Here is a 21,185-nt window from a genome sequence, read left to right as displayed (position 1 = left end):
CATGGGCTAATGTAAAATGCAATTAGGAAATCATCGTGAAAAGAAGTACTATTATATACTCTGAAGGAGTTTTATTCATGAAGCAGCTCCATCATCCCGACCGTAAGGACATTCAGCTCGCCTCAGTGTTGTACGCGCTTAGCGATCCGATCCGTCTATATGTAGTGTCGGAGATCTGTAACCACGGCCCGCAGTCCTGCAACAGCTTCAAGGTACCGATTGCCAAGTCTACGCTGACCCACCATGCCCGGACGCTTCGCGAAGCGGGTGTCATTCATACCCGGGTGCAGGGTACCCAGCGTATTCTGTCCCTGCGGACGGAAGATCTGGACGAGCGGTTCCCAGGGCTGCTGGATTCCGTATTGCAGGCTTACGTCAGTCCTGGTCCAGATGAGGGGTTCGGGGAGCCGGAAGAGGAAGGGCAAAAGCAGGGATAATCAATCATATACCGTATGAAGTCATCGCCACTCCAGGTTCTGGGGTGGTTTTTTGATCTGGTTAGTGCATACAACCGTTACCATTGACAGAATTGTGTAGGTTGCAGTAATATTTTAAATTGTAATGATAATCATTCTCGATTGGAAAAGAGGAAGTCAACGCTATGTTCGCATCTAAAGGTAAGAGGCTGCTGCAGGGCCTGCTCGTATTAGTGGTTATATCCATGGTCGCTGCAGGCTGTTCATCGAATAATACAGACAAACCATCGGCTGCCGGCGACGCGCAAGCCACGAAGACCCTTACAATGGCGTGGCCCCGGGATATCGGACCAATGAATCCGCATTTATATAATCCGTCCCAGCTGTTAGCCCAGTCTATGATCTATGAGCCGCTTGTCAGTTATCAAGACGGGAAGATTGTCCCGGCTCTGGCCGAGTCCTGGACGCTATCGCAGGATGGCAAGGTATACACGTTCAAGATCCGCAGCAACGTCAAGTTCTCGGATGGAACGGCTTTTACCGCACAGCTGGTGAAGAAGAATATGGATGCGGTCTTACATAATAAGAAGCTGCACACATGGCTGGGCATGATCCCGCTGATTGAGAAGACAGAAGCGGTCGATGACACTACGTTCCGGCTCACGCTGACGGAATCCTATTATCCGGCACTGTACGATCTTGCGGTGGTGCGGCCGGTACGCTTCCTTGGCGAAGCGGGCTTCCCCGACGATGGCGATACGTCCAAGGGTATTCGCAGCCCGATTGGAACCGGACCTTGGGTGCTAAGCGAGTATAAGAAGGATGAGTCGGCAACCTTTACACCGAATCCTTACTACTGGGGTGAGAAGCCGAAGGTGGACAAGGTGGTGGTGAAGGTGATCCCGGATGCGGAGACGCGCGTGCTGTCTTTTGAAAAAGGAGATCTGGATCTGATCTACGGCGAAGGTCTCATCAGCTATGACGCCTACAAGGGGCTTGAGAGCACCGGAAAGTACGTCACTAAGCTGTCTGAGCCGATCGCCACCCGCAATCTGGTGCTGAATACCATGAACGCGAAGCTGGCTGATCTTAAGGTCCGTCAGGCACTTAGCATGGGCTTCAATAAGGAAGCGATGGTCGAAGGGGTGACGCTGGGACTGGAGGAGAAGGCAGACAATATCCTGCCGCCGAATCTGCCTTATGCCAATATCAAGGTGAGCCCGGTGAAATATGATGTGGAGCAGGCGAATGCGCTGCTGGATGAAGCGGGCTGGAAGCTGCCTTCAGGTGGGGGCGTGCGGGAGAAGGATGGACAGAAGCTGGAGCTGGAGCTGATGTATGACAAGGCGGATCAGACGATGAAGGGGATGGCGGAGACCCTGCAAGCTGAATGGGCGGGGATCGGTGTGAATCTGAGAATCACCGGCGTCGAGCTGACCGTCTACATCCAGCGCAGAAAGGCCAATGAGTTCGATATGAATTTCTACTCGACCTTTGGTGCGCCGTATGACCCGCATTCCTTCATGACAGCCGTGCTTCAGCCGGGCTATGGGGTCTCGGATACCCTGGCGGCTCTGCCAATGAAGGCGGAGATTGATAAGAAAATCAAAGCAGGTATGGCAACAATAGACGATAAGGCCCGTACCGAGCTGTTCGGCTCTGTGCTCACTACGCTGCAGGAACAGTCCTCGATTCTTCCGATCTCTTACATCAAGCAGATGGCGGTGTACCGGGACAATGTGGCTGAATTCAAGTTCCCGTCCAACCGGGATGAATATCCGCTTCATGGCACCAAGAAGAAGTAGTAGTCACGCAGGAGGGTTCTAAGTGGGCGTATATATCGGAAAAAGAGTGCTGGCGATCATCCCCATCCTTCTGTTCTCCTCATTGCTGATGTTCGTGATGATCCGGGTGGGGCCGGTAGACCCGGCTGAGGCCTATCTGGCAGCGGCCCATATCCAGCCGGATGATGAAGTGTTGGCCGCCAAGAGGCATGAATTCGGGCTGGACCAGCCGCTGCTGGCGCAATATGTTCAATCGGTAGGCCGGCTGCTCCGGCTGGATTTCGGCCATTCCTACCTGTCCAATATGCCCGCCTGGGGAGAGGTTGCCCAGAAGCTGCCCGCAACGCTTCAGCTTGCGTCCGCCAGTATCGTGCTGGCGCTGGTGGTTAGCATCCCGCTTGGGGTGTTAGCAGCGATTTACAAAAACCGGCTGGTGGATCATGTGATCCGGGTATTCGCCTATATCGGCGCCTGTGTTCCGGTCTTCTGGATCGGCTATCTGCTGATGTTCTTCATCTCGGTCAAGCTGGAATGGCTGCCTGTGGAAGGCAGAGGGTCCGTGCAGCACCTAATTCTTCCGTCAATTACCCTGGCGCTCTGGCTGATTGCCATCTACGCGCGCCTGTTGCGGACGACCGTTCTGGAGGAACTGAAGGAGGCTTATGTCCGATATGCCCGGGCCAGAGGGATTAAGGAACGTGTGATTCTGTATAAATACGTGCTGAGAATTGCCATAGCGCCGCTTATTACAGGACTGGGTATCAATCTGGGGAAGCTGCTGACAGGAGCAATTATCGTAGAGCAGGTATTCTCCTGGCCGGGCTTCGGCCGGTACTTCATTGAAGCGGTCATTAACCGTGACATTCCGGTGATTCAATGCTATGTCATGCTCTCGGTCTGTGTGATTGCCGGGAGCAATCTGATCGCCGATCTGCTCCAGCTGTTCCTGGACCCGCGAATTGCGCGTAAAGGGAGGGCCAGCCAAGGATGAATAACTTAAGCAGCCGTTTCAAAGGCAGGAGAGTCATCATGATCTGCGGCAGCCTGCTGATCCTGTTTGGTCTTGCTGGCCTGTTGGCCCCGTGGATCTCACCGCATGATCCGATCCGGGTGAATCTGGCAGCGAAGCTCAGTCCGCCTTCATGGGAATATCTTCTAGGGACAGATCAGCTGGGCCGGGATAATCTATCCAGGCTACTGTATGGAACACGGATCTCACTGGGCTTTGCTTCACTTATTTTTGCTGCTTCCTTAGGGGTTGGACTGCTCGCAGGAGTGGTTTCGGGGTACATCGGCGGGTGGCTGGATGCTGTGCTGATGCGGTTGTGCGATGGCATTATGTCTTTTCCCAGTATGATTCTGGTCTTCGGTCTGATCGGGATTCTGGGGCCGGGCCTGTCTCAATTGGTTATTGCGCTGATGCTGGTGCAGTGGGTGTACTTCGCCCGGATGTTCCGGAATATGATTGTCAGCCTCAAGGAGCGGAATTTCATTACGGCAGCGCGGATCAGCGGCTCCTCCCCCTGGCAGATCATGAGCAGACACCTTATTCCCAACATCCTGCCGTCGATTGTGGTGATAGGGACGCTTGAGATGGGCTGGGCGATTATGGATATCTCCGCGATGTCCTTCCTGGGCCTGGGCGTCCAGGCACCTACACCGGAATGGGGGGCAATGCTGAACGAAGGGAAATCCTTCATCCGCAATCATCCCGAGCTGATGCTCTATCCGGGCCTGATGATTATTATGGTTGTAGCTTCGTTTAATCTGCTGGGCGAGGCGCTGTCTGAACGGTACGGGATCAAACGAGGCTCCTGAAAGAAGGAATGAGCGAATCATGGAACAAGCGGAAGTTGTGCTGCAGGTGAAGGGTCTGAAGGTATCTGTGAAGACAGCGGCAGGAGTTCTGCCCCTCATAGAGGATGTTAACCTGGAGCTGAAGCCGGGGCGTGTGCTGGGTCTTGTGGGAGGCAGCGGCAGCGGAAAAACCGTTACGTCGCTGGCGCTCCTCCAGATGCTGGACCGGCAGACGAGTGTAATCGAAGGCAGTATCCGGCTGCATACCCGTGAGCTGAACGGACTCCCGGAGAAGGACATGCGAAGGCTTCGCGGCAGTAGTCTTGCGCTGATTATGCAGAATCCGATGACGGCCTTCTCTCCGGTGTATACCATTGGTGCGCAATTCGTGGAGTCGATTCGTACACATATGAAGCTGGGGAAAAAAGAAGCCAGAGCCTGCATGGTCCGTTCCCTGGCCGATGTGAATCTGCCCGATCCCGCAGCGCTGCTGCACAAGTATCCGTATGAGCTGAGCGGCGGGATGCTCCAGCGGGTGATGCTGGCGCTCACCCTGTGCCTGAAGCCCTCCGTGATCATTGCCGATGAACCTACTACGGCTCTGGATGTGTCCAATCAGCTTCAGGTGCTGCGGCAGCTGGACCGAATTCGGCAGGAGCATGGAACTGCTATTCTGCTGATCTCCCATGACCTCGGCGTCATTGCGGAGCTGGCTGATGAAGTTGCGGTCATGCAGCACGGGCGAATTGTTGAGACCGCTGATGTATTCGAGTTGTTCGACCATCCCCGGCATGAATATACCCGGGAGCTGCTTGCAGCAAGGCCGCTGCTTCAGCTTGGTCCGCAGTTAGGGGGTCAGCTATGACCGGAATAGCGGCAGAATACATGCTTGAGGTCAGGGAGGTTACCCATAACTATGCTGCATCCCGCCGGTGGGGGCGTTCAGAGGAGCAGGAGCATGTGCTGTCCGGCGTGTCTCTTCATATAGAAGAGGGAACCTGCCTGGGGCTGCTGGGATCAAGCGGAGCCGGTAAAAGCACACTGGGCCGGGTTATTCTCGGGCTGGAGCCGCCCCGCGCGGGCCAGGTGCTGATTCAGGGACAGGATCTGTATAAGCTGAGCCCGCAGGCGCGCAGGACCATACGCCGCGATCTGCAGGTGGTCTTTCAGGATTGTTATTCAGCCGTGAATCCCCGGATGACAGCCGAGCAGATTATTGGCGAGCCGCTGTCCAACTACGAATCCTTGAGTGTTCAGGAGCAGAAGCGTACGGTAGGCGAGCTACTGGAGTGTGTCGGACTAAGCACGGCAGACATGCAGAAGCAGCCCTACCAGTTCAGCGGAGGACAGCTGCAGCGGATTAATATTGCCAGAGCGATTGCGCTCAAGCCTAAGCTCATCGTGTTGGATGAGGCGGTTAGTAGTCTGGATATGATTAACCAGACTACTATTCTGCGGCTGCTTGGTGAGCTCAGGGCTGCGTTCGGCCTCTCATATCTGTTCATCACCCATGATATTAAGGCCGCCTGTATGATCTCAGACGCACTGGCTGTCATGGATCAGGGCAAGATCGTGGAATATAACGACAGCAAGGAGCAGTTCCTGCAGTCCTCTCATCCTGCGGTTCGCAGCTTGCTCGACTCCATGCTTGCGGAGCATCCGCGCAGCCGGCACAGGGATCTGCCCGGGAACGCTGTACAATAATGGTAAACATCCGGTGAGCAATCGAGGAGACTACAGTCTCGCTTTTTGCTCACCTTTTTGATGTGGATCAAGCTTCTTATAGGACTCATTTGCTTCCGCCAGTACCTCCGCTCCGCCCGCCGCCAGGAACTCCTCCACGAACTCCCCGAATTCCTCAAGCGGACGCTCCCCGGTGATGAAGGCAATATACGCCTGGTCTCTTAGCTTAATAAGTCCAGGGCCGTTCCTGATCAGAGAGGGAGTAGCCACCTCCAGGGCATTATAAATGCCGTCGTGATCCAGCCCCAGGGTTGCCGCCCACTGCTCGCTCCGGCCGGCAGGAAGGATGGGCAGAGTCATACCGATCCCCGCGCCGATTGTATTCTGGTAGCTGAACATATGGTTATACGGCGGCAGCAGGATGATATCCTTCTTGTCCGTTCCGGCCCAGTCCCAGTGTGTCCCCTGAATACCATACTGTAGAGCTGCTGCCTCATCGGGGTCAGGATTTGCGCTGATGTAGTCCAGCAGCTGGAGGATCTTCTCCAGCTTGCCCGGCTCCCGGGTGGCATCCGCGCCAATAGCGGTGAAGCTCATCATCATATCATAGGCTTTGGAGCCGCGCCTGCCGTCCGGGCCGCTAACCGGCCGCCCGAAAGCGATCTTGGCCTGCGGATGCTTGGCGGTTAACTCCTTGACGTTAAACATGGCTTCTACCGGAACCAGCCTGGCTGCCTTCTGGTCATCCAATCTCCAGTCCGTATAAGCTCCTGCCTGTGTCCAGTGATAATAATTGCCCATGGAGGTCATGCCGATCCGCCCGTTAATGAAGGCGTGCGACAAATGCTTGTAGCCTCCGCTATTCTCCCCGGTGATGAACTCGGGATCAATGACCCCGTCCTTGTACCATTTGCGGAGATAACGCAGCGCTTCCTGCATATCCGGCTCCAGAGCGCCAATGACCAGCCCCTGATCCTTCCGGCTGAAGTAGAGCTGATCCGTGAAGACCATCTGCCCGAATGCGCCGAAGACAACATTCATGCCCTCCTGCGACAAGCCGTAGGTGTCCCGGATCCCGTTGCCGTCCGGGTCTTCGTTCGTAGCCGCATAGATGAATTTCTCGAAATCGGCCAAGGTGTCCGGCACCTTAAGGCCGACCTTGTCCAGCCAATCCTGCCGGTATACCACAGGGACCCGATAGATATTGGTAGGATTAATGACCGGAATGCCATAATAGGAACCGTTAATGCGGCCATATTGCTGATAGGCCGGTGCATTCTCGCGGATGGCCTTAAGAATATTGGGAGCGTAGGTGTTCAGTAATTCCTCAGGAATTGGAGCGAGCACGCCCTGTTGCTGGTACTTCAGCAGATCCTGGGTCTGCCGGACCCGGAACAGGTCGGGAATGCTGCCTTGCACCAGCTTCAGGTCGAGCAGGGATTCGTATTTGTTGTTCGGCAGATTCCAGAAGTCCAGATCTACGTTGAACTTCTGCTCCAGCTCCCGCACCATTACGGCATCCTCCGCAACCGGCAGATTCTGATGCATGGTCCAGGAGATTTTGAGCTTCGGGGCAGAGGCAGCAGGAACAGCAGAATTAGCAGAATTAGCAGAATCAGAAGCGGAAACGGATGGATCCGGCAGCTCTTGTCCAGGCGCAGACGGAAGGGAAGCTGAATGCCCGCTGCAGCCGCAGATCAGCCCCAGAAGGGGTAAGAGCACTAATCTTTTATACATATCCATATGGCACCCTCCCTATCCCATGCTAATCTCCGCCTGCGGCGGCAGTGTATTCACGGTCCGCAGATAATTCCCCGGTGTACAGCCGTAGATCTCCTTGAAGCGCTTGATGAAGTATGGAGTCGTTCCATAACCGACCGTGCCGGCAATTTGTTCAATCGACATATTGTTGTTCTCAATCAGCCGCCGGGCCTCTTCCATCCGTATGCCGGTAATATAGTCGGTGTAGGTGATCCCCAGCTCTTCCTTGAACAGCTTGCTTAGATACTTTGGACTGATGAAGACCTTGGCAGATACGGCATCCAGCGATAGATCCTCGGACAGATGCTCCCCGATATAGGCCTTGGCCGCTTCAATGGTCGAGAGTGCGCGGTCACTGTTCCGCTTCTGCGTCTCCATGATGAAGGTGCCGATGGAGGCGGCGAACCACTCCTGCAAATGCCGGATATCCGGCAGGGCAATATATTCGTTATACAGATCTAGTGGCCCGTGGGCGGAAGGGGTGTAGCGGATGCTTTTCAGATAATCCGAGTACATAAATACGGTATTCGCCAGAACGAAGTGGCAATAATCCGCCGGGTAGCTGCCTTCCCGCATGACGGCTATCAGCTGCTCCAGCGCGGCCAGTGTCTCATCCAACTGACGGGTCTGCAGCTTATCCTTGAATCTCATCAGCACAGGCTGCGGGATTTCATCAAGACTCTGCTCCTTCTTCAGCAGCTCCCGGTCCTTCAAGACCCTGCTCTCCGGCAGAAAATAAGCATACTTCATCAAGGTCTGCGCTTCAGCGTAGCTCGTGTGGAGAAGGCTGACGGCATCCACCCAGCAGCCCTGCGAGAGCTGAATATTCAGCTGGAAATGCTGCTCCGCTGCTGCTGTAATCCGGTCCGAGAGCTGTTCGAGCAGCGTCTCGGAGGCTTCGCGCGCGCTGATAACGACAACCGTCTGCTTGTCCGGCAGCTCCTCAGCCAGAATGCGGATTCCCTGAAGCCGGATCGCCTCAAGCGTCCCGGTCATCCCGCTCATGGCTGCCTGTAAGCCGCTCAGACTCATACGGGCGTAGGCTCCACGGGTGTTGAGGAGCAGGCAGCAGTAATAACGGTGCTCCGGAGAGAGTCCCAGGAATAGCGGATCTACGGTTACACTGCCTTGGGCAGGGCTGTCCTGAAGGAGATTCAGGATCATATTCTGCCGGATATGCGGACTGCTGGCCTCAAGCGTCCCCTCCAGTGTGGTGACTTTGTCGTTCAGACGGATGAAGGCGGAGTCAATAATTCCGAATTCGTTAAGGGCGGGTCCCGGCACTCCTGGCACCTCAGGCCCCGGGCCGTAGAGGTCCTTAATAGTGCGAAGCAGCCGCTTAAGCGGACTGTAATTCAATTTGGCCAGAATGCCGGACAGACAGATTCCTACCAATAGAGCAATCAGACACAGGGAGAGGATGACCCTCTGGACAACGAGCCATTTCTCATAGAACAGGTTCGCCGGAGCCGCACTGAAGAGCTTCCAGCCGGTAGTCGGCAGGTCCTGATAGGAAATGACATAGGTGCTGCCCCCGATCTCCTGGCTCATGTTCCCGGATGTCTCAGGAGAGGCTAGCGCATTCGAGATACTAGCAGCATAGGTATCGGCCTGAGCGGCAGCATCCGGACTCGAACCGGCCAAGATTCCCCCGGTGGGCGTAGCAATGAAGCTGCTCTGATAGCGGGCAGGCATCATATTCTGCAGAATGGCGCGCAGCGCGCTCTCCTTCAGATCAATGGCAATTAGCAGCTCACTGGCTGCCCCGGGGGACTGGAACGGATAGCTGTGCACATAGGTGATCAGCTGGCTGCCGCTGCCGCCGGGGATGCTGGAGACGATATCGTCCGGCACGAACCGGGCCTCTGTCCAGAGGCTGTTACGGGAATTAAGGTTCATGCCGTTCACCCAATCCATCCAATAGGCGGCACCCGCCTGCTGGTCCGCACGGAATTTCAGCCCATACAGCGAGGACAGCAGGAGATGCTGCCTGGGAGCATACAGATGTACGGCTTGGATCAGATCCGAATGATTGGATACCTGCATGTTCAGCGACTCCTGGAGACTGCTTACCTTGCTGAGATTCGCTGGAAGTGAAGCATCTGGCAGCATACGGAGCGCCGACCGCTGGTTCAGAGAGACTTCCAGATAGATCTGCTGGACCCGCTGAAGCACGGAGGCTTCAAGGGTACGGGCGGTATTGTCAAGGATGAGCCGGTTGCGTCCCTGAAGCTCTTCCTTATAATGGTTCGAGAAATACAGATAGAAGGCAGAGCAGAGCAAGAGGACAATGACTAGCACAACAGAGATGTATGAAGCGGCAAGGGCAGCAAAGGCAGAGTTCCATTTTCGCAAGTTGTATTCTCCTCCCAGGCGGATTATACACTAGCCCCTCACAAATCTGTTCGGGATTCATGTTAAATCAATGTAAAATAGCCGGAAAAAAGCTGAATTGTTCCCAAAATCATAGAATTGCGAAATTGTGTTATTGAGCGCGGTGGAGGCAGGTGCTATATTGAGTCCGATTCAGGCAATCAAAATAACAAGATAGGGGCTGACACATTGAACTTGAAGTCGAAAAGAAAGCTGTTGTCTGTTACGGCAGGTCTGGTACTCCTCACGAATTCTATCGCGGTACATCCTGCAGAGGCGGCCACGGGTAATTCATTAACCGAGCTGCCAGCTGCTCCGGCATGGGGACATTTCGTAGATACTTATAAGAATAACACACCTGTGAATATGGCGGTGTATTCCAACCCCTCGATCGGTGTTCTCTCCGGCTTCCTGGATCTCTGGACACCGGGCGCCACCTGGGATACCGGAACGAAGCTGAACAACGAAGTGCTGGATTACAACATTCAATATGTAGCGGATCTGTCTAAGACCCGTACTCCGGCAGAGGAGGAGGCAGCGTATTACGATGACCGGCGGAACCAGACCTATGGAGCGGCTGACGGCCTTGGTCCGTTGTCTGAGGTGTACCGATCCAAGTCGGGAACCTTCACGACCATTAACAGCATCCCTGCTGATGCCACCTCTGTAAAATATAATGACGGAAATGACAGCAACAAGGCTGGCGATTCCGGTTCTGAATTGGGCAAAATGGTAGACTTGATCGGAAAAGTCCGCGGCGACTATGCTTCAACGAGTCAGGCTAAGAAATTCTACAGCTACATGCGTCCATTCCGCTGGAAGGATACCTCTGTCATCGTGCCGACGCTGGTGCCGGCGAGAAGCAGTACGCCTGCCACAGACGGCGGTTTCCCGAGCGGCCATACCAACGCTTCCTATCTGGCAGCCCTGGCTCTGGCGTATTCCGTACCTGAGCGCTTCCAGGAGCTGATGACCCGGGCCTCGGAGATGGGCAACAACCGTGTCATTGCCGGGATGCACTCACCGCTGGATGTTATGGGCGGACGAGTAACGGCGATGGCCTTCGCAGCGGGAGCACTGACCGACCCGGATAATGCGGCGCTGAAGCAGGCAGCTTACACTCAGGCCCATGAAGTGCTGCTTACACAGACGGGTACCGCAGAAGACCGGTTCACAGATTATACGAAGAATAAGGCCCAGTATACCCAGCGGCTGACCTATGGCTTCCCGCAGATTCACTCCACGACTGAGCCTGCTGTTGCTCCTAAGGGAGCAGAGGTGTTGCTGGAGACCCGTCTGCCTTACCTGAGTGCGGATCAGCGTAGAGCAGTTCTCGTAACAACAGCACTTCCATCCGGCTATCCACTACTGGATGATCCTGAAGGCTGGGGACGATTGAACCTATTCGCCGCTGCCGACGGGTACGGTGCATTCGCTGAGCATGTAACAGTAGCGATGGACGCTGCGAAGGGCGGCTTCTACGCCGCAGACCGCTGGCGCAATGATATCTCCGGCACAGGCGGGCTGACCAAGGAGGGTACAGGCACGCTGAAGCTGGCCGGCAGCAATACGTATTCCGGCGGTACTGAGGTGAACGCAGGTGTCCTGGAAGGAGACTCGGCAACAGCCTTCGGCAAAGGGAATGTGACGAATACCGGCGGTTCTGTAATTGAGAACGTCTACGGTAAAATAGTGATCGGCGGCAGCTTCACCCAGGCCTCCGAAGGTACGCTTGTACTGGGCCTTACCGGAGCAAAGGATGTCCTTGAGGTTGAGGGGGCCGTGAAGGCTGACGGGAAGCTGAAGGTGAACTTCGCAAACAGCTACGTTCCAGGCAGCGGCCTGATTCCGCTCATTACGCATGGCGTCAGCCAGCGCAGCGGGCAGTTTGCTTCCGTGCAGGTTGAAGGATTGCCAAGCAAATATAACGCCCAGGTAGTATACCTGAGCGATCAGATTGCGCTTAGTATTACAGATACGACAAGCGGTGGGACGGGCGGCGGTAATCCGGGCGGAACGCCAGGGACTCCGGCTGGAAATACCGGAACGGTACCAGGGACCACCGGCACCACGCCAGGGAACGGCAGCACTACTCCTGCTGAACCGGAGAAGCAGCCACAGGGCGGCGTTAATCCGTTCCAATCCGGAGTGGTCAGCAGAGAAGTGGTATACAAGACCGTGACTGAAGCCATTGCAGCCACGAAGAATCAGAGCCTCAGCTTCAAGGACACCACAGGACACTGGGGCAGCGGCACCATTGCTACAGCTGTGAAGCTGCAGATCATCAGCGGCTATGCGGACGGCTCCTTCCGGCCGGATGCACCGGTGACCAGAGCTGAATTCGCAGCTATGATTGCCCGTTCCTTCGGGATAGACACTACATCGGCAGCCTCTAAGTTTGGGGATACAGCCTCCAATTGGGCGGCTGGCTATATCAGTGCCTTGGCCGATAAAGGTATCGTAACCGGCTACTCAGACGGCAGCTTCAAGCCGGGAGCGACCATTACCCGCGCTGAGATGGTTACAATCATCGGCCGTGTGCTTGATCTCGGCGTGCTCCAGACGGGCACTCCGGCAAGCTTCAAAGATGTCGGCAGCAGCTACTGGGCAGCTGACGCCATCCGCCAGGCGGCTTCGGCTAATCTGGTGAAGGGCATCTCTGCCTCAGCATTCGCACCGAAGAATCAGGCTACCCGCGCCGAAGCGGTGGCGGTGATTATCCGTGCGCTGGAGAGCGACAGTTCCGTTAAAGCTCTGATTGCAGGGTTGTAAGCTGCAAGTGAGTGACAGGAGTAAGTAAGTTCTTATGAATAGAATTCTTATGGATAGAAAGCAGGAAGTACAAGCCGCGGGCTTGTGCTTTTTGCTATGTACCGTTACTGTGAGTGTCGTTCCGCGTGCTTTCACCACGGTGTGGGCATATTTGACAAATTAAATCTACAAGTGTAATGTATAGAACAGAGCTTGTATTTACATTTGTAGATTGAACGCCGCCGCGATGGAATGGAGCTGTTATGATGAGTACAACCCCGAAGATTTCGGAAGCTGAATGGGAAATTATGAAGATTATCTGGGAGCATCATCCGCTCACCTCAGAACAAATTACCCGGCTCCTGCCTGCATCTGTGGAATGGAGCGAGCAGACGGTGCGCACCTTCGTCACCCGGCTGCTTAAGAAGAACGCGATAGCGTATGAGAAATCCGGCCGGAGCTATCTGTATTATCCGCTGGTGTCAGAGAATGAGTGTGTCCGGGCCGAGAGCCGCTCCTTCCTGAAGCGCGTATTCGGCGGAGCCACCCAGTTAATGGTGACCAGCTTCCTGGAGGATGTGGAGCTGTCCAAGCAGGAGATTGAACAACTCGAACAGCTGCTGAGGGAGAAGAAGTCGCAGGGCACCAGCGGAAACTCAGGTAAGCAGGAATGAATATGCTCTACGGATGGTTTGCCGGGATCGCAGAACAGACACTTGCAGCAAGCATGGTAATTCTGGCCGTGTTGTTCCTGCAATACGTTCTGCGGAGGTTCATCAACGCCCGGGTGCGTTACCTCCTGTGGCTGCTTGTTATCGCCCGGCTGTTATTGCCTGCCGTACCGGACAGCCCTGTCAGCATGCTGCATATTCTCGGCAATAGTAAGCATTTCTTAACAACTATCCTGGATAAGGGGCCGGACACTGGAGCTTCTAAGGGTGAATATCAGGAGCTTCTGCCGGGAGAGGGAGATCCGGTTACATATCCGGTCGATAACACCGCTCTGAATGTACAGGGGCAGACAGACACCCTCCGGGCAGAGGATGGTGCTGTAGCGGATAACCGCAGCTCTGCGGGGGCCGTGGGCTATCCACTCTGGATGAAGATAGGCACAGCAATCTGGCTGCTGGGCGTCGTGCTTATGCTGCTGAATGGATTGTTGTATATACGGAGGATGCAGCGTGAGCGCAGACGGCTTAGACGGGTGAATGCCCCGGAGATTCTTCAGGTGGTTCTTGCCACCAGACGCCAGTTTGGAATAAAGAGAGCGATACCTATCTATACGGGAGGTTCTGCTAACAACCCATATCTGTCAGGATTAATGCGTCCATGGATCTTTGTCCCGGAGCAAGCTCTACAGGAACTGGATGCTTCCCGGCTGCGGCACATCCTCGCGCATGAGCTTGCCCACTGCAAGCGGAGGGATATGCTGTGGAACCTGCTAGGGAGCCTGGCCGCCACGATACATTGGTTCAATCCTCTGATGTGGCTGGCGATCCGGCGGATGAAGATCGATAGGGAGGTCGCCTGTGACGCCTATGTGTTGGAGGTATTAGGGGAAGAGGAGGCCATCGATTACGGGCTTACTCTGGTAGAGTTCCTGAAGCGCTTCTCACGAGTCCGGGAGAGGAGGGGGCATCTCTATTTCTCCAATCCGCAGCAGCGGCAACAGATCAGGAGAAGAATCAGTATGATTCAATCTTTCCGCAAAGGCTCCTACCGCATCTCCGCAGCAGCTGTAATTCTGGTCGCCCTGCTCAGCATCGTGACGCTAACGGGTGCCTCAAGAGAGCCTAGTGACTCTGCTGCCACAGGAACTAAGGCCAAACCCGCTGGCACACTGACTGAAAGCGTTCCCGGAGAGGAACGTGCAGAACCGGCAATGGAGCAAGGGGAGGCCCTGGTGCCGTTATTGAACATGGATGTAGAGCAGACGGAGTATGTGAGCCGCCATCATCTGCTGAAGCCGATGAATGTGGAGGTTGCCCAAGACGGCTATAAGGTCAACGTCACAGGCTTCATGGCAGACAGGCATCAATTGGTTATTTTTTATACGGCGCGTGTTGACGGCGGGAGATCACTAGTCTCCGATGATCCTCGTTTTGTAGAATGCATCATTACGGATGGTGTGACTGGCAAGGTGATCAATGGCCGGACTCACCCCATAACCAGCACTAGCAGCCCGGAGAAGCATATTCAATATACGGCTGCCAGACTTCGGTTCGATACGCCTTTGACGAATCCGCCCTCAAAGATCAAGGTTGAATTCCGGTTGCGCTCACAGGCAGCAGGCGGAACTAAGATACAGGAGTCCCCGGCACTCCAGACCACCTTCGATGTGAGCGCAAGCTACTGGAAGCAAGAGAAATATACGATCCAATCGAAGGAAACGCTTGATGTTGGCGGACACAAGATCAGAGTGAAGCTACAATTGACACCGCTCACAACAATAGCCACTTTTTATTCCGATGAACCGGTTTTTAAAAACAATGAATTCATAAAAGCTTTCCATGAGAAGTATGGCTCTCCATTGCTCTGGTGGAGCAAGACAGGAACGGGAGACTATACGCAGCAAACAGGCAGCGCATCTGTTACGGTTACAGATTATGAGATGAAGATGATTACAGAAACCTATTTCTTGATGGATAAACCGCAATCTCTGCGGCTGGATTTCATAAATTCAGCGATACTCACGGGAACGAGAGAGCCAGAGTCTACCTATCAAATGATATTTGATACTACCGGGCAGAGTCAGAGCTGATTGAGCGGGAACACCCACTTATATTGAAGGAGAGTGTAACAATGATTAGAATGAAGCGGAATGAACTGGAGATCTCACATGCGGCGCAGGCGCAGCCTGTACAGGAGCAAAAGCAAGGGTCAGCGCCAGATAAACGGCGGTCCTCCAGGACCCGGCTATCTACCGCCATCGTCGCAGTCATGACAACCGCAGCGCTGGTGCTGAGTCCTTTTGCTGTGACAGGTCAAGCTTTGGCCGCCTCGGCAACCGCCGCGAAACCGTCGGCAACGCTTGCCCCCTTTGTGAATTCGGGGATTCAGGGTTATCGGCAGGTTGAATATGCAATTAAACACAATCTGGTACAGCCTCTGAACACTGTGGTCAAAAAAGACGGTTACCAGTTGACGGTAAATGGTTTTATCGCCGACAAATATGAGCTGATCGTTCTTTTTACAGCCCAGGCTGACAGTAAGAGAGCATTCGTGTTCATGCCGCCCAAAGGTCATAGTCTCCAATTGACTGATGCCGTTACCGGCAAGGTCATTAGCGGGAAGAAAATGAATGCGGCTACCATTCAGAGTGCAAGTCCGGCAAAGAAAAATCATATTATGTATGGAATTGCTAAAATTCCGTTAAGCAGTCCATTGACCACGCCTCCTAAAAAAGTAGCTGCTGAGTTTCAGCTAGGCACATTAACCGCCATTGAGCTGAATCAGTTAGAGGCACTGGATGCTGAAATGCTCGTTGTCGCCGAAAAAGCCCGTGCGAACGACCCGGACCAGACCACACCGTTCAGCTGGAGTCCTGAACTGCTTAAGAAGTATAATACGCTCAAGTCCAGCGTGAAATATAGCCCTGTGCTGAAGGCGGCCTTTGATATTAACCCCAAGGTCTGGAAGCAGGAGACCCGGACATTGTCGCCGGAGGAAACCATTGATGTGGCAGGGCATAAGATCAAAGTTAAGCTGGAATTGACACCGTTCACGACTGTCATCACGCTATCCTCCGATGAGGCTTTGTTTAAAAACAAAGAATTTTTAGAGATTTTCAATAAGGACTACTCTCCTTCACTCTTGGTCAAGAGCGGAACCGGTGATTACAAAACGGAAGAGGGTACTTCTATCTATACCTATACAGACCATGAGATGAAAATCATCTCACAAAGCTACTTCTTCTTAAATAAGCCGCAATCGATTCGGCTGGATTTCACCACTATGAAAGAGCGTACGATTAAACAGCAGTTGATTGTTGATTTGTCTAAGCAATAATTGCAGGTATTGCAGGTTATTCGTAGTGTCTAAGGGCCATCCGTGAAGGGTGGCTCTTCTTTTGGCGTTACAGGGTGTGCGGGGAATGTCGCCTAGGCAGGGCATGTTATGGGCAGGGATGTGATAAAATACAGGGACATGACAAGATCAGACCGATGGAGGAATTATGTTAATTCAACTGATAAGCGTAGGCAAATTGAAGGAAAAGTATCTGACGCTCGGCATCGCGGAATATGCCAAACGGCTCACGCCCTACCTCAAGTTCCAGATGATTGAGGTGGCGGATGAGAAGGCCCCTGATAACCTCAGCGATGCAGAGGTTATTCAGGTGAAGGTACGCGAGGGTGAGCGTATCCTCGCGCAGATTAAGAGCGAGGCGCATGTCATTGCGCTCGCGATTGACGGCAAGCTCTGGAGCTCCGAGGAGCTTGCCGCCGAGATCGACCGGCTCGGCACCTACGGGACGAGCCATGTCGTCTTCGTCATCGGAGGCAGCCACGGGCTCTCCGATGAGGTGATGCGCCGCGCCCAGCAGCGCATGAGCTTTGGCCGCATGACGCTGCCCCACCAGCTTATGCGGCTGGTTCTGGTGGAGCAGGTTTACCGGGCGGTGAAGATAAATCGGGGGGAACCGTATCACAAGTGATGGTAAAGGAAAAGTTTGAGATAACGATACCTTATGAGATGGTGACTGAAAATCTTTATAATAGTCGATAGTAAATAGACAAAAAACTCAAAGGCCAGTTACTGAAGCCTTTGAGTTTTTTTGTTAAGGTATATGCTAAAATATGATTAGGTGAAACAAATACGATAATTTTATTATGAGGAGTAAGAGCAGTGGAAGAGCAAAAATGGATTACCTCGAATCCCGATTTTCATAGAATAATGGATGATTTTGTTAATGTGGTGGGCAATAGCGAGTTGGAACAAGAATTTTATAAATATGCCTTAAATTATAAAAAATCAGCACACATACTTACGAATCATTTGTTCGAATCTTCCCCTAATATAAGAAAGCTTGATACGTATTTTTTTTCTGTAGCATACCTTTACAGACATAGTCTTGAATTGATTTTAAAATCAATTGGCTTCAAGTACATTACAGGCATGGACGATCGTAAATTTTTTGTAAAGGATACATTTCATAATTTATCAAGTGTTTTAGATGTTATAACGCCTTACATTGATAGTTTTATTAACGGAGACATTGCAGCATATAATTGGCTTGTATCATTGTTTGATGATATGAGCCTTATTGATAAAGAGTCTGATTCATTCAGATACCCATTTGGTATTACAGTGGTGAAGGATGATGATCCATTTTCAGAAAAGCCTAAGCAATATGCTATAAAACCATTTATCGAAAAGCAGACACATATTGATCTTGTTGCATTTGCTAATAAAATGGAGATAGCTTTTGATATACTCAATAGTTACTACTTTGAATCAGTACAAATAAAAGATTACTATAAAAAATACCGCCCTATCTTATTGGAAGAAGGTGGTAGTTATTATGGGCAAAGTGTGCTTGGCTATTCATATAGTAGAAACCGTTTTTCTCCCTTTGTTGAATCATACACCGAATCAGCTAAGTGTCTTTTAGACTTTGTTGCTGATAACAAAAGCGAGAAAGAAACGCTTCTGTTTCCGATTTGTTACTTGTACAGAAACGCGATTGAATTGGCATTAAAAGAGATTTTATTCGAAGAAAGCTCGTACGATTACCAGTCGGCTCTTAGAAAAATCTCTAAAAGTAAACATAAAATCTTAGGCCTTTGGAACTCAATAAAGGGCGATATAGGAAGGCATGCAAATGCACCTGAGAACGATTCAAATCTAAATAATGCAGAAAAATATATTAATCAGCTGAATGATTTTGACAGTGCAGCTGATAAATTTAGATATCCAACAAATAAGTATTTGGAATTACATTTTAAAAAGGCAAAAAAATTAGATATTAATAATGTGGCGGAGTTCTTTGGACAATTGGCGTATTTTTTACAAGGTGTTTGTTTGATGATGTCTCACCAAAATGATATGCAAGCGGAGATGGAAGCAGAATATAGGGAAGAAAGTGATGACTACTATTCTGATTATTATTAATTGAATAGTGTTGGGGATTATAAGAATGGTAGGGGGATTGGAAATGCACCCACGGCATATTTCCTCGAAAGATTACGATACCTTAATGCATCAGGCGTTAGAAATGGGGGATAGGAAATGGTTTGAGGAACTGGCAAAGCAAAAGAATGAACTTCAAACCTTAGAAGAGGAAGCCCGCAAGGATTTGGGGCTTAAGAGATAACTAATAGTTAGAGAAGGAAACAGGCCGATTTGAGGCCTGTTTTCTTATTTCTGTGGAAAAGTATTAAAAATCTCAAGCAAGATATTTTTTGTCATTCTGATGTGCGTTATATCTTTGGTTTTTAATATGGCCATCAGTTCTTGAAGAGCGAATTCCCTTTCTTCTGGTAATGGGGTAAGGAAAGGCTCGTCAAAATCAAACAACATCTTGGGCTCAACATCTAATGCGTTAGCAATTTTGGATATATTTTCAATAGATATATTACGCTCCCCTCGCTCTACGCCACCGATATATGAGAAATGAAAGCCGCATATTTCGCCGAGTTGGTCTTGTGATAATCCCTTGGTCTTACGGTAATCTCTTATTTTTGAACCTACTAATTTTCTAATATCTGGCATTGTAAACACCTCTAAGTAAAGTGTAGACAATGGTTAGCGGTGCGGTAAGTAACATAAAAGTATCTTGCAAAATAATACTTATTAGTATCGTAAAACTGCATTAAATCATGTATAATTTTGGATGTCATACTATGTCGAAAAGGGGATTGATTTATGCAGGGGAAGAACATATACTCACAGAAAACAGGGAATAAGCCAGTAGATCAAAATCGTCAACCCTCTAGTAGCATCAATAAAAGTAAGGGGGTACCTTCTCAATCGTCTCAAAAATCAAAACCTCCTAAACAAGGTGCAACTAAAGTTCAAGAAAAATCAAAAGGTGGATTTTTGCAGGGGTGTCTTGGATGTCTAGGCGTTACGGTACTATTAGGAATTGTTGTAGTTGTGGTTTTTGCTATTCTTGGGGACGACAATAATTCCTCGGAAGTCAACGTTGCATCAACTGGCACTATTGCCACATCCCAGCAGGGCATTAATGAGCAAGTTTCCTCATTGATCGCGAATGCTGTAGGGGCTAAGACCAATAATGATGAGGAAAAGATTATTGAACTTCAAGTAAATGACCATATGGGGACGGAAGCAAAAAGCGATAAAATTGTAGTAGCGAAACTGCATGGAAACGACAATCTCAGCAGTAATATGATTAAAGGCGGTATGCAACTGGAATCAATTAAAATATTCAAACAACTCTTTCAACTTAAAGAAGTTGAAGAAATTGATCTAATTTGGCAGTTTCCAACAACAGACAAGCTGGGCAACTCTACACTGAATACAGCTCTGAAAATCAATCTTTCGCGTACAACATTTTCAAAAATTAATTGGGACGGCTTTGATAAAGACAATTTTGCTTATGTTGCAGATAGCTATTGGGAGCATCCATCATTACGTGAAGATTAATTCTCCGGTTTACATTAACAGGAGTTCGACTGTAAACTATAAATGTAAACTTCTAAACTTAAAAAACCTTCAAACTTGTAGCCTTTTCCACTTACGGAAATGGCTTTTTATGTTTCTAAGAGAGGGTGAATGATATGACGAAGAAAGAAGCTAGTGAATTTGTCGGTCAGATTAAACAGGAAGAATTGAAACTCCAGGAGATTGAAGATCGAATCGAGTCGTATTCATCAAAAGCACGCGAATGCCGAAACATTATAATTTCCTTGCAGGCAGGGGAACCAAGTCCTGATATACCAACTAAAATTTCAGAGTTACTCAATCAGGCAAGTTATTATGATTCTCTTGCAGAGCATACGATGCATACCGAGAGATACACTCAAATTCAAAATTATGATTTTGTGAAGGAGACAGCATCAAGGATACGTCATACCTTAATGTACAACAAGGGCATTCTATCTAATTATCTTGAAAGCTTAGATGACATAAAGCAAACAGCAAAGAAAATGATTATTGAAGCTGAACAAAAAATCAATAACGTAGAATTTTTAATAACGCAACAGGAGAGAGAATTGATTGCCCTTGAGGGGGAATGTTCTAATGGATAAGGAGCTTTCACCTGAGGCAATAATTGCAAGGCGTCAGTATAATCGCGATTATATGAGGAAATGGCGGCAACGTCCAGAGAACAAGGATAAGGAAAAAGCGTACGAGAAGAAACGTTGGGAGCGTTATGCCACCCGGACAGAGCAGTGAGACAAACGAGAAGGGGGTAAATTCACCTTGGAGAAGGTAATGGGGTGTATTTATTTCGATTAACGGTAGAAACGCTTTAAAACAAACTATAGCAAGGGAGAATTTAATATGTCTGAAAATGAAGATAAGTTTATCTTAGAGCAATTAGAATTGTCCGATCAATCCAATTATCGACTAACTTGCCTATTAGAAAATTACATTGATTTTATCAATAAGGAAGGCTTGAGTAATCAATTTAACGAGTTTCTAAATAGAAAAC

General features: G+C 50.8%; 19 protein-coding genes. 16 read left to right on the top strand and 3 right to left on the bottom strand.

Going from position 1 to position 21,185, the window contains the following annotated elements:
• The first annotated feature begins 77 nt into the window (after positions 1 to 77).
• The 6 genes from MKZ07_RS23350 to nikE all read left to right on the top strand — a co-directional run bounded on the left by MKZ07_RS23350 (position 78) and on the right by nikE (position 5,701).
• The gene (locus MKZ07_RS23350) at positions 78 to 437 is read left to right on the top strand and encodes an ArsR/SmtB family transcription factor (protein ID WP_341027779.1); all 360 of its coding nucleotides are present in this window, start codon (positions 78 to 80) and stop codon (positions 435 to 437) included.
• A gap of 164 nt (positions 438 to 601) precedes the next feature.
• Positions 602 to 2,221, top strand: a complete 1,620-nt coding sequence (gene nikA / locus MKZ07_RS23345; RefSeq protein ID WP_341027777.1) for a nickel ABC transporter substrate-binding protein — start codon at positions 602 to 604, stop codon at positions 2,219 to 2,221.
• Between the two features lie 22 nt (positions 2,222 to 2,243).
• Positions 2,244 to 3,191: an ABC transporter permease subunit gene (locus MKZ07_RS23340; protein WP_036699779.1), complete on the top strand. Its 948-nt coding sequence runs from the start codon at positions 2,244 to 2,246 to the stop codon at positions 3,189 to 3,191.
• Complete coding sequence (gene nikC, locus MKZ07_RS23335) at positions 3,188 to 4,018, top strand: nickel ABC transporter permease subunit NikC (RefSeq protein ID WP_036699778.1); 831 nt, start codon at positions 3,188 to 3,190, stop codon at positions 4,016 to 4,018. Before MKZ07_RS23340 ends, nikC begins: the two co-directional genes overlap by 4 nt.
• A 19-nt stretch (positions 4,019 to 4,037) precedes the next feature.
• Positions 4,038 to 4,862: an ABC transporter ATP-binding protein gene (locus tag MKZ07_RS23330; protein WP_143804414.1), complete on the top strand. Its 825-nt coding sequence runs from the start codon at positions 4,038 to 4,040 to the stop codon at positions 4,860 to 4,862.
• A 20-nt stretch (positions 4,863 to 4,882) separates the two neighbouring features.
• Positions 4,883 to 5,701 (top strand): nickel import ATP-binding protein NikE, encoded by an 819-nt coding sequence (nikE, locus tag MKZ07_RS23325; protein ID WP_341028093.1) that lies wholly within the window; start codon positions 4,883 to 4,885, stop codon positions 5,699 to 5,701.
• A gap of 30 nt (positions 5,702 to 5,731) precedes the next feature.
• Here the strand turns inward: nikE and MKZ07_RS23320 are convergent, their stop codons facing one another.
• A complete protein-coding gene (locus tag MKZ07_RS23320) occupies positions 5,732 to 7,423 on the bottom strand; it encodes an extracellular solute-binding protein (RefSeq protein ID WP_051493975.1) in 1,692 nt (563 codons plus the stop codon).
• A 12-nt stretch (positions 7,424 to 7,435) separates the two neighbouring features.
• Complete coding sequence (locus tag MKZ07_RS23315; protein WP_341027770.1) at positions 7,436 to 9,796, bottom strand: AraC family transcriptional regulator; 2,361 nt, start codon at positions 9,794 to 9,796, stop codon at positions 7,436 to 7,438.
• Positions 9,797 to 10,003: 207 nt separating this feature from the next.
• Here MKZ07_RS23315 and MKZ07_RS23310 point away from each other — a divergent pair, with 207 nt between their 5' ends.
• The 7 genes from MKZ07_RS23310 (at position 10,004) to MKZ07_RS23280 (ending at position 18,878) form a co-directional block, all read left to right on the top strand.
• A complete protein-coding gene (locus MKZ07_RS23310; protein WP_445670296.1) occupies positions 10,004 to 12,586 on the top strand; it encodes an S-layer homology domain-containing protein in 2,583 nt (860 codons plus the stop codon).
• Between the two features lie 245 nt (positions 12,587 to 12,831).
• Positions 12,832 to 13,239 (top strand): BlaI/MecI/CopY family transcriptional regulator, encoded by a 408-nt coding sequence (locus MKZ07_RS23305; protein ID WP_076161349.1) that lies wholly within the window; start codon positions 12,832 to 12,834, stop codon positions 13,237 to 13,239.
• A gap of 2 nt (positions 13,240 to 13,241) precedes the next feature.
• The gene (locus MKZ07_RS23300; protein ID WP_341027768.1) at positions 13,242 to 15,326 is read left to right on the top strand and encodes a M56 family metallopeptidase; all 2,085 of its coding nucleotides are present in this window, start codon (positions 13,242 to 13,244) and stop codon (positions 15,324 to 15,326) included.
• A gap of 41 nt (positions 15,327 to 15,367) precedes the next feature.
• Entirely contained in the window at positions 15,368 to 16,573 is a 1,206-nt protein-coding gene (locus MKZ07_RS23295; RefSeq protein ID WP_341027766.1) for a DUF4179 domain-containing protein, read from the top strand.
• Positions 16,574 to 16,739: 166 nt separating this feature from the next.
• Complete coding sequence (rlmH, locus tag MKZ07_RS23290) at positions 16,740 to 17,219, top strand: 23S rRNA (pseudouridine(1915)-N(3))-methyltransferase RlmH (protein WP_036699737.1); 480 nt, start codon at positions 16,740 to 16,742, stop codon at positions 17,217 to 17,219.
• A gap of 191 nt (positions 17,220 to 17,410) precedes the next feature.
• A complete protein-coding gene (locus MKZ07_RS23285) occupies positions 17,411 to 18,676 on the top strand; it encodes a hypothetical protein (RefSeq protein ID WP_341027765.1) in 1,266 nt (421 codons plus the stop codon).
• 43 nt (positions 18,677 to 18,719) lie between these two features.
• Positions 18,720 to 18,878, top strand: a complete 159-nt coding sequence (locus MKZ07_RS23280; protein ID WP_341027763.1) for a hypothetical protein — start codon at positions 18,720 to 18,722, stop codon at positions 18,876 to 18,878.
• 44 nt (positions 18,879 to 18,922) lie between these two features.
• On the opposite strand, the gene MKZ07_RS23275 is transcribed toward MKZ07_RS23280, so the two are convergent.
• On the bottom strand, positions 18,923 to 19,276 hold the full coding sequence (locus MKZ07_RS23275) for a helix-turn-helix domain-containing protein (RefSeq protein WP_341027761.1): 354 nt from the start codon (positions 19,274 to 19,276) through the stop codon (positions 18,923 to 18,925).
• Between the two features lie 153 nt (positions 19,277 to 19,429).
• On the opposite strand from MKZ07_RS23275, the gene MKZ07_RS23270 reads away from it, so the two are divergent.
• From MKZ07_RS23270 to MKZ07_RS23260, 3 genes are all read left to right on the top strand, one after another.
• On the top strand, positions 19,430 to 20,173 hold the full coding sequence (locus tag MKZ07_RS23270; protein ID WP_341027758.1) for a hypothetical protein: 744 nt from the start codon (positions 19,430 to 19,432) through the stop codon (positions 20,171 to 20,173).
• A gap of 134 nt (positions 20,174 to 20,307) precedes the next feature.
• A complete protein-coding gene (locus MKZ07_RS23265) occupies positions 20,308 to 20,778 on the top strand; it encodes a hypothetical protein (protein ID WP_341027756.1) in 471 nt (156 codons plus the stop codon).
• Positions 20,771 to 20,926, top strand: a complete 156-nt coding sequence (locus tag MKZ07_RS23260) for a hypothetical protein (protein WP_341027754.1) — start codon at positions 20,771 to 20,773, stop codon at positions 20,924 to 20,926. The genes MKZ07_RS23265 and MKZ07_RS23260 overlap by 8 nt, the downstream gene beginning before the upstream one ends.
• Positions 20,927 to 21,185: the final 259 nt, after the last annotated feature.

It is taken from the genome of Paenibacillus sp. FSL P4-0338, assembly GCF_038002365.1.
Taxonomy (GTDB): domain Bacteria; phylum Bacillota; class Bacilli; order Paenibacillales; family Paenibacillaceae; genus Paenibacillus_AQ.
Note: the sequence above shows the minus strand (reverse complement) of the source record. Positions and strands in the feature narration are given on the sequence as shown.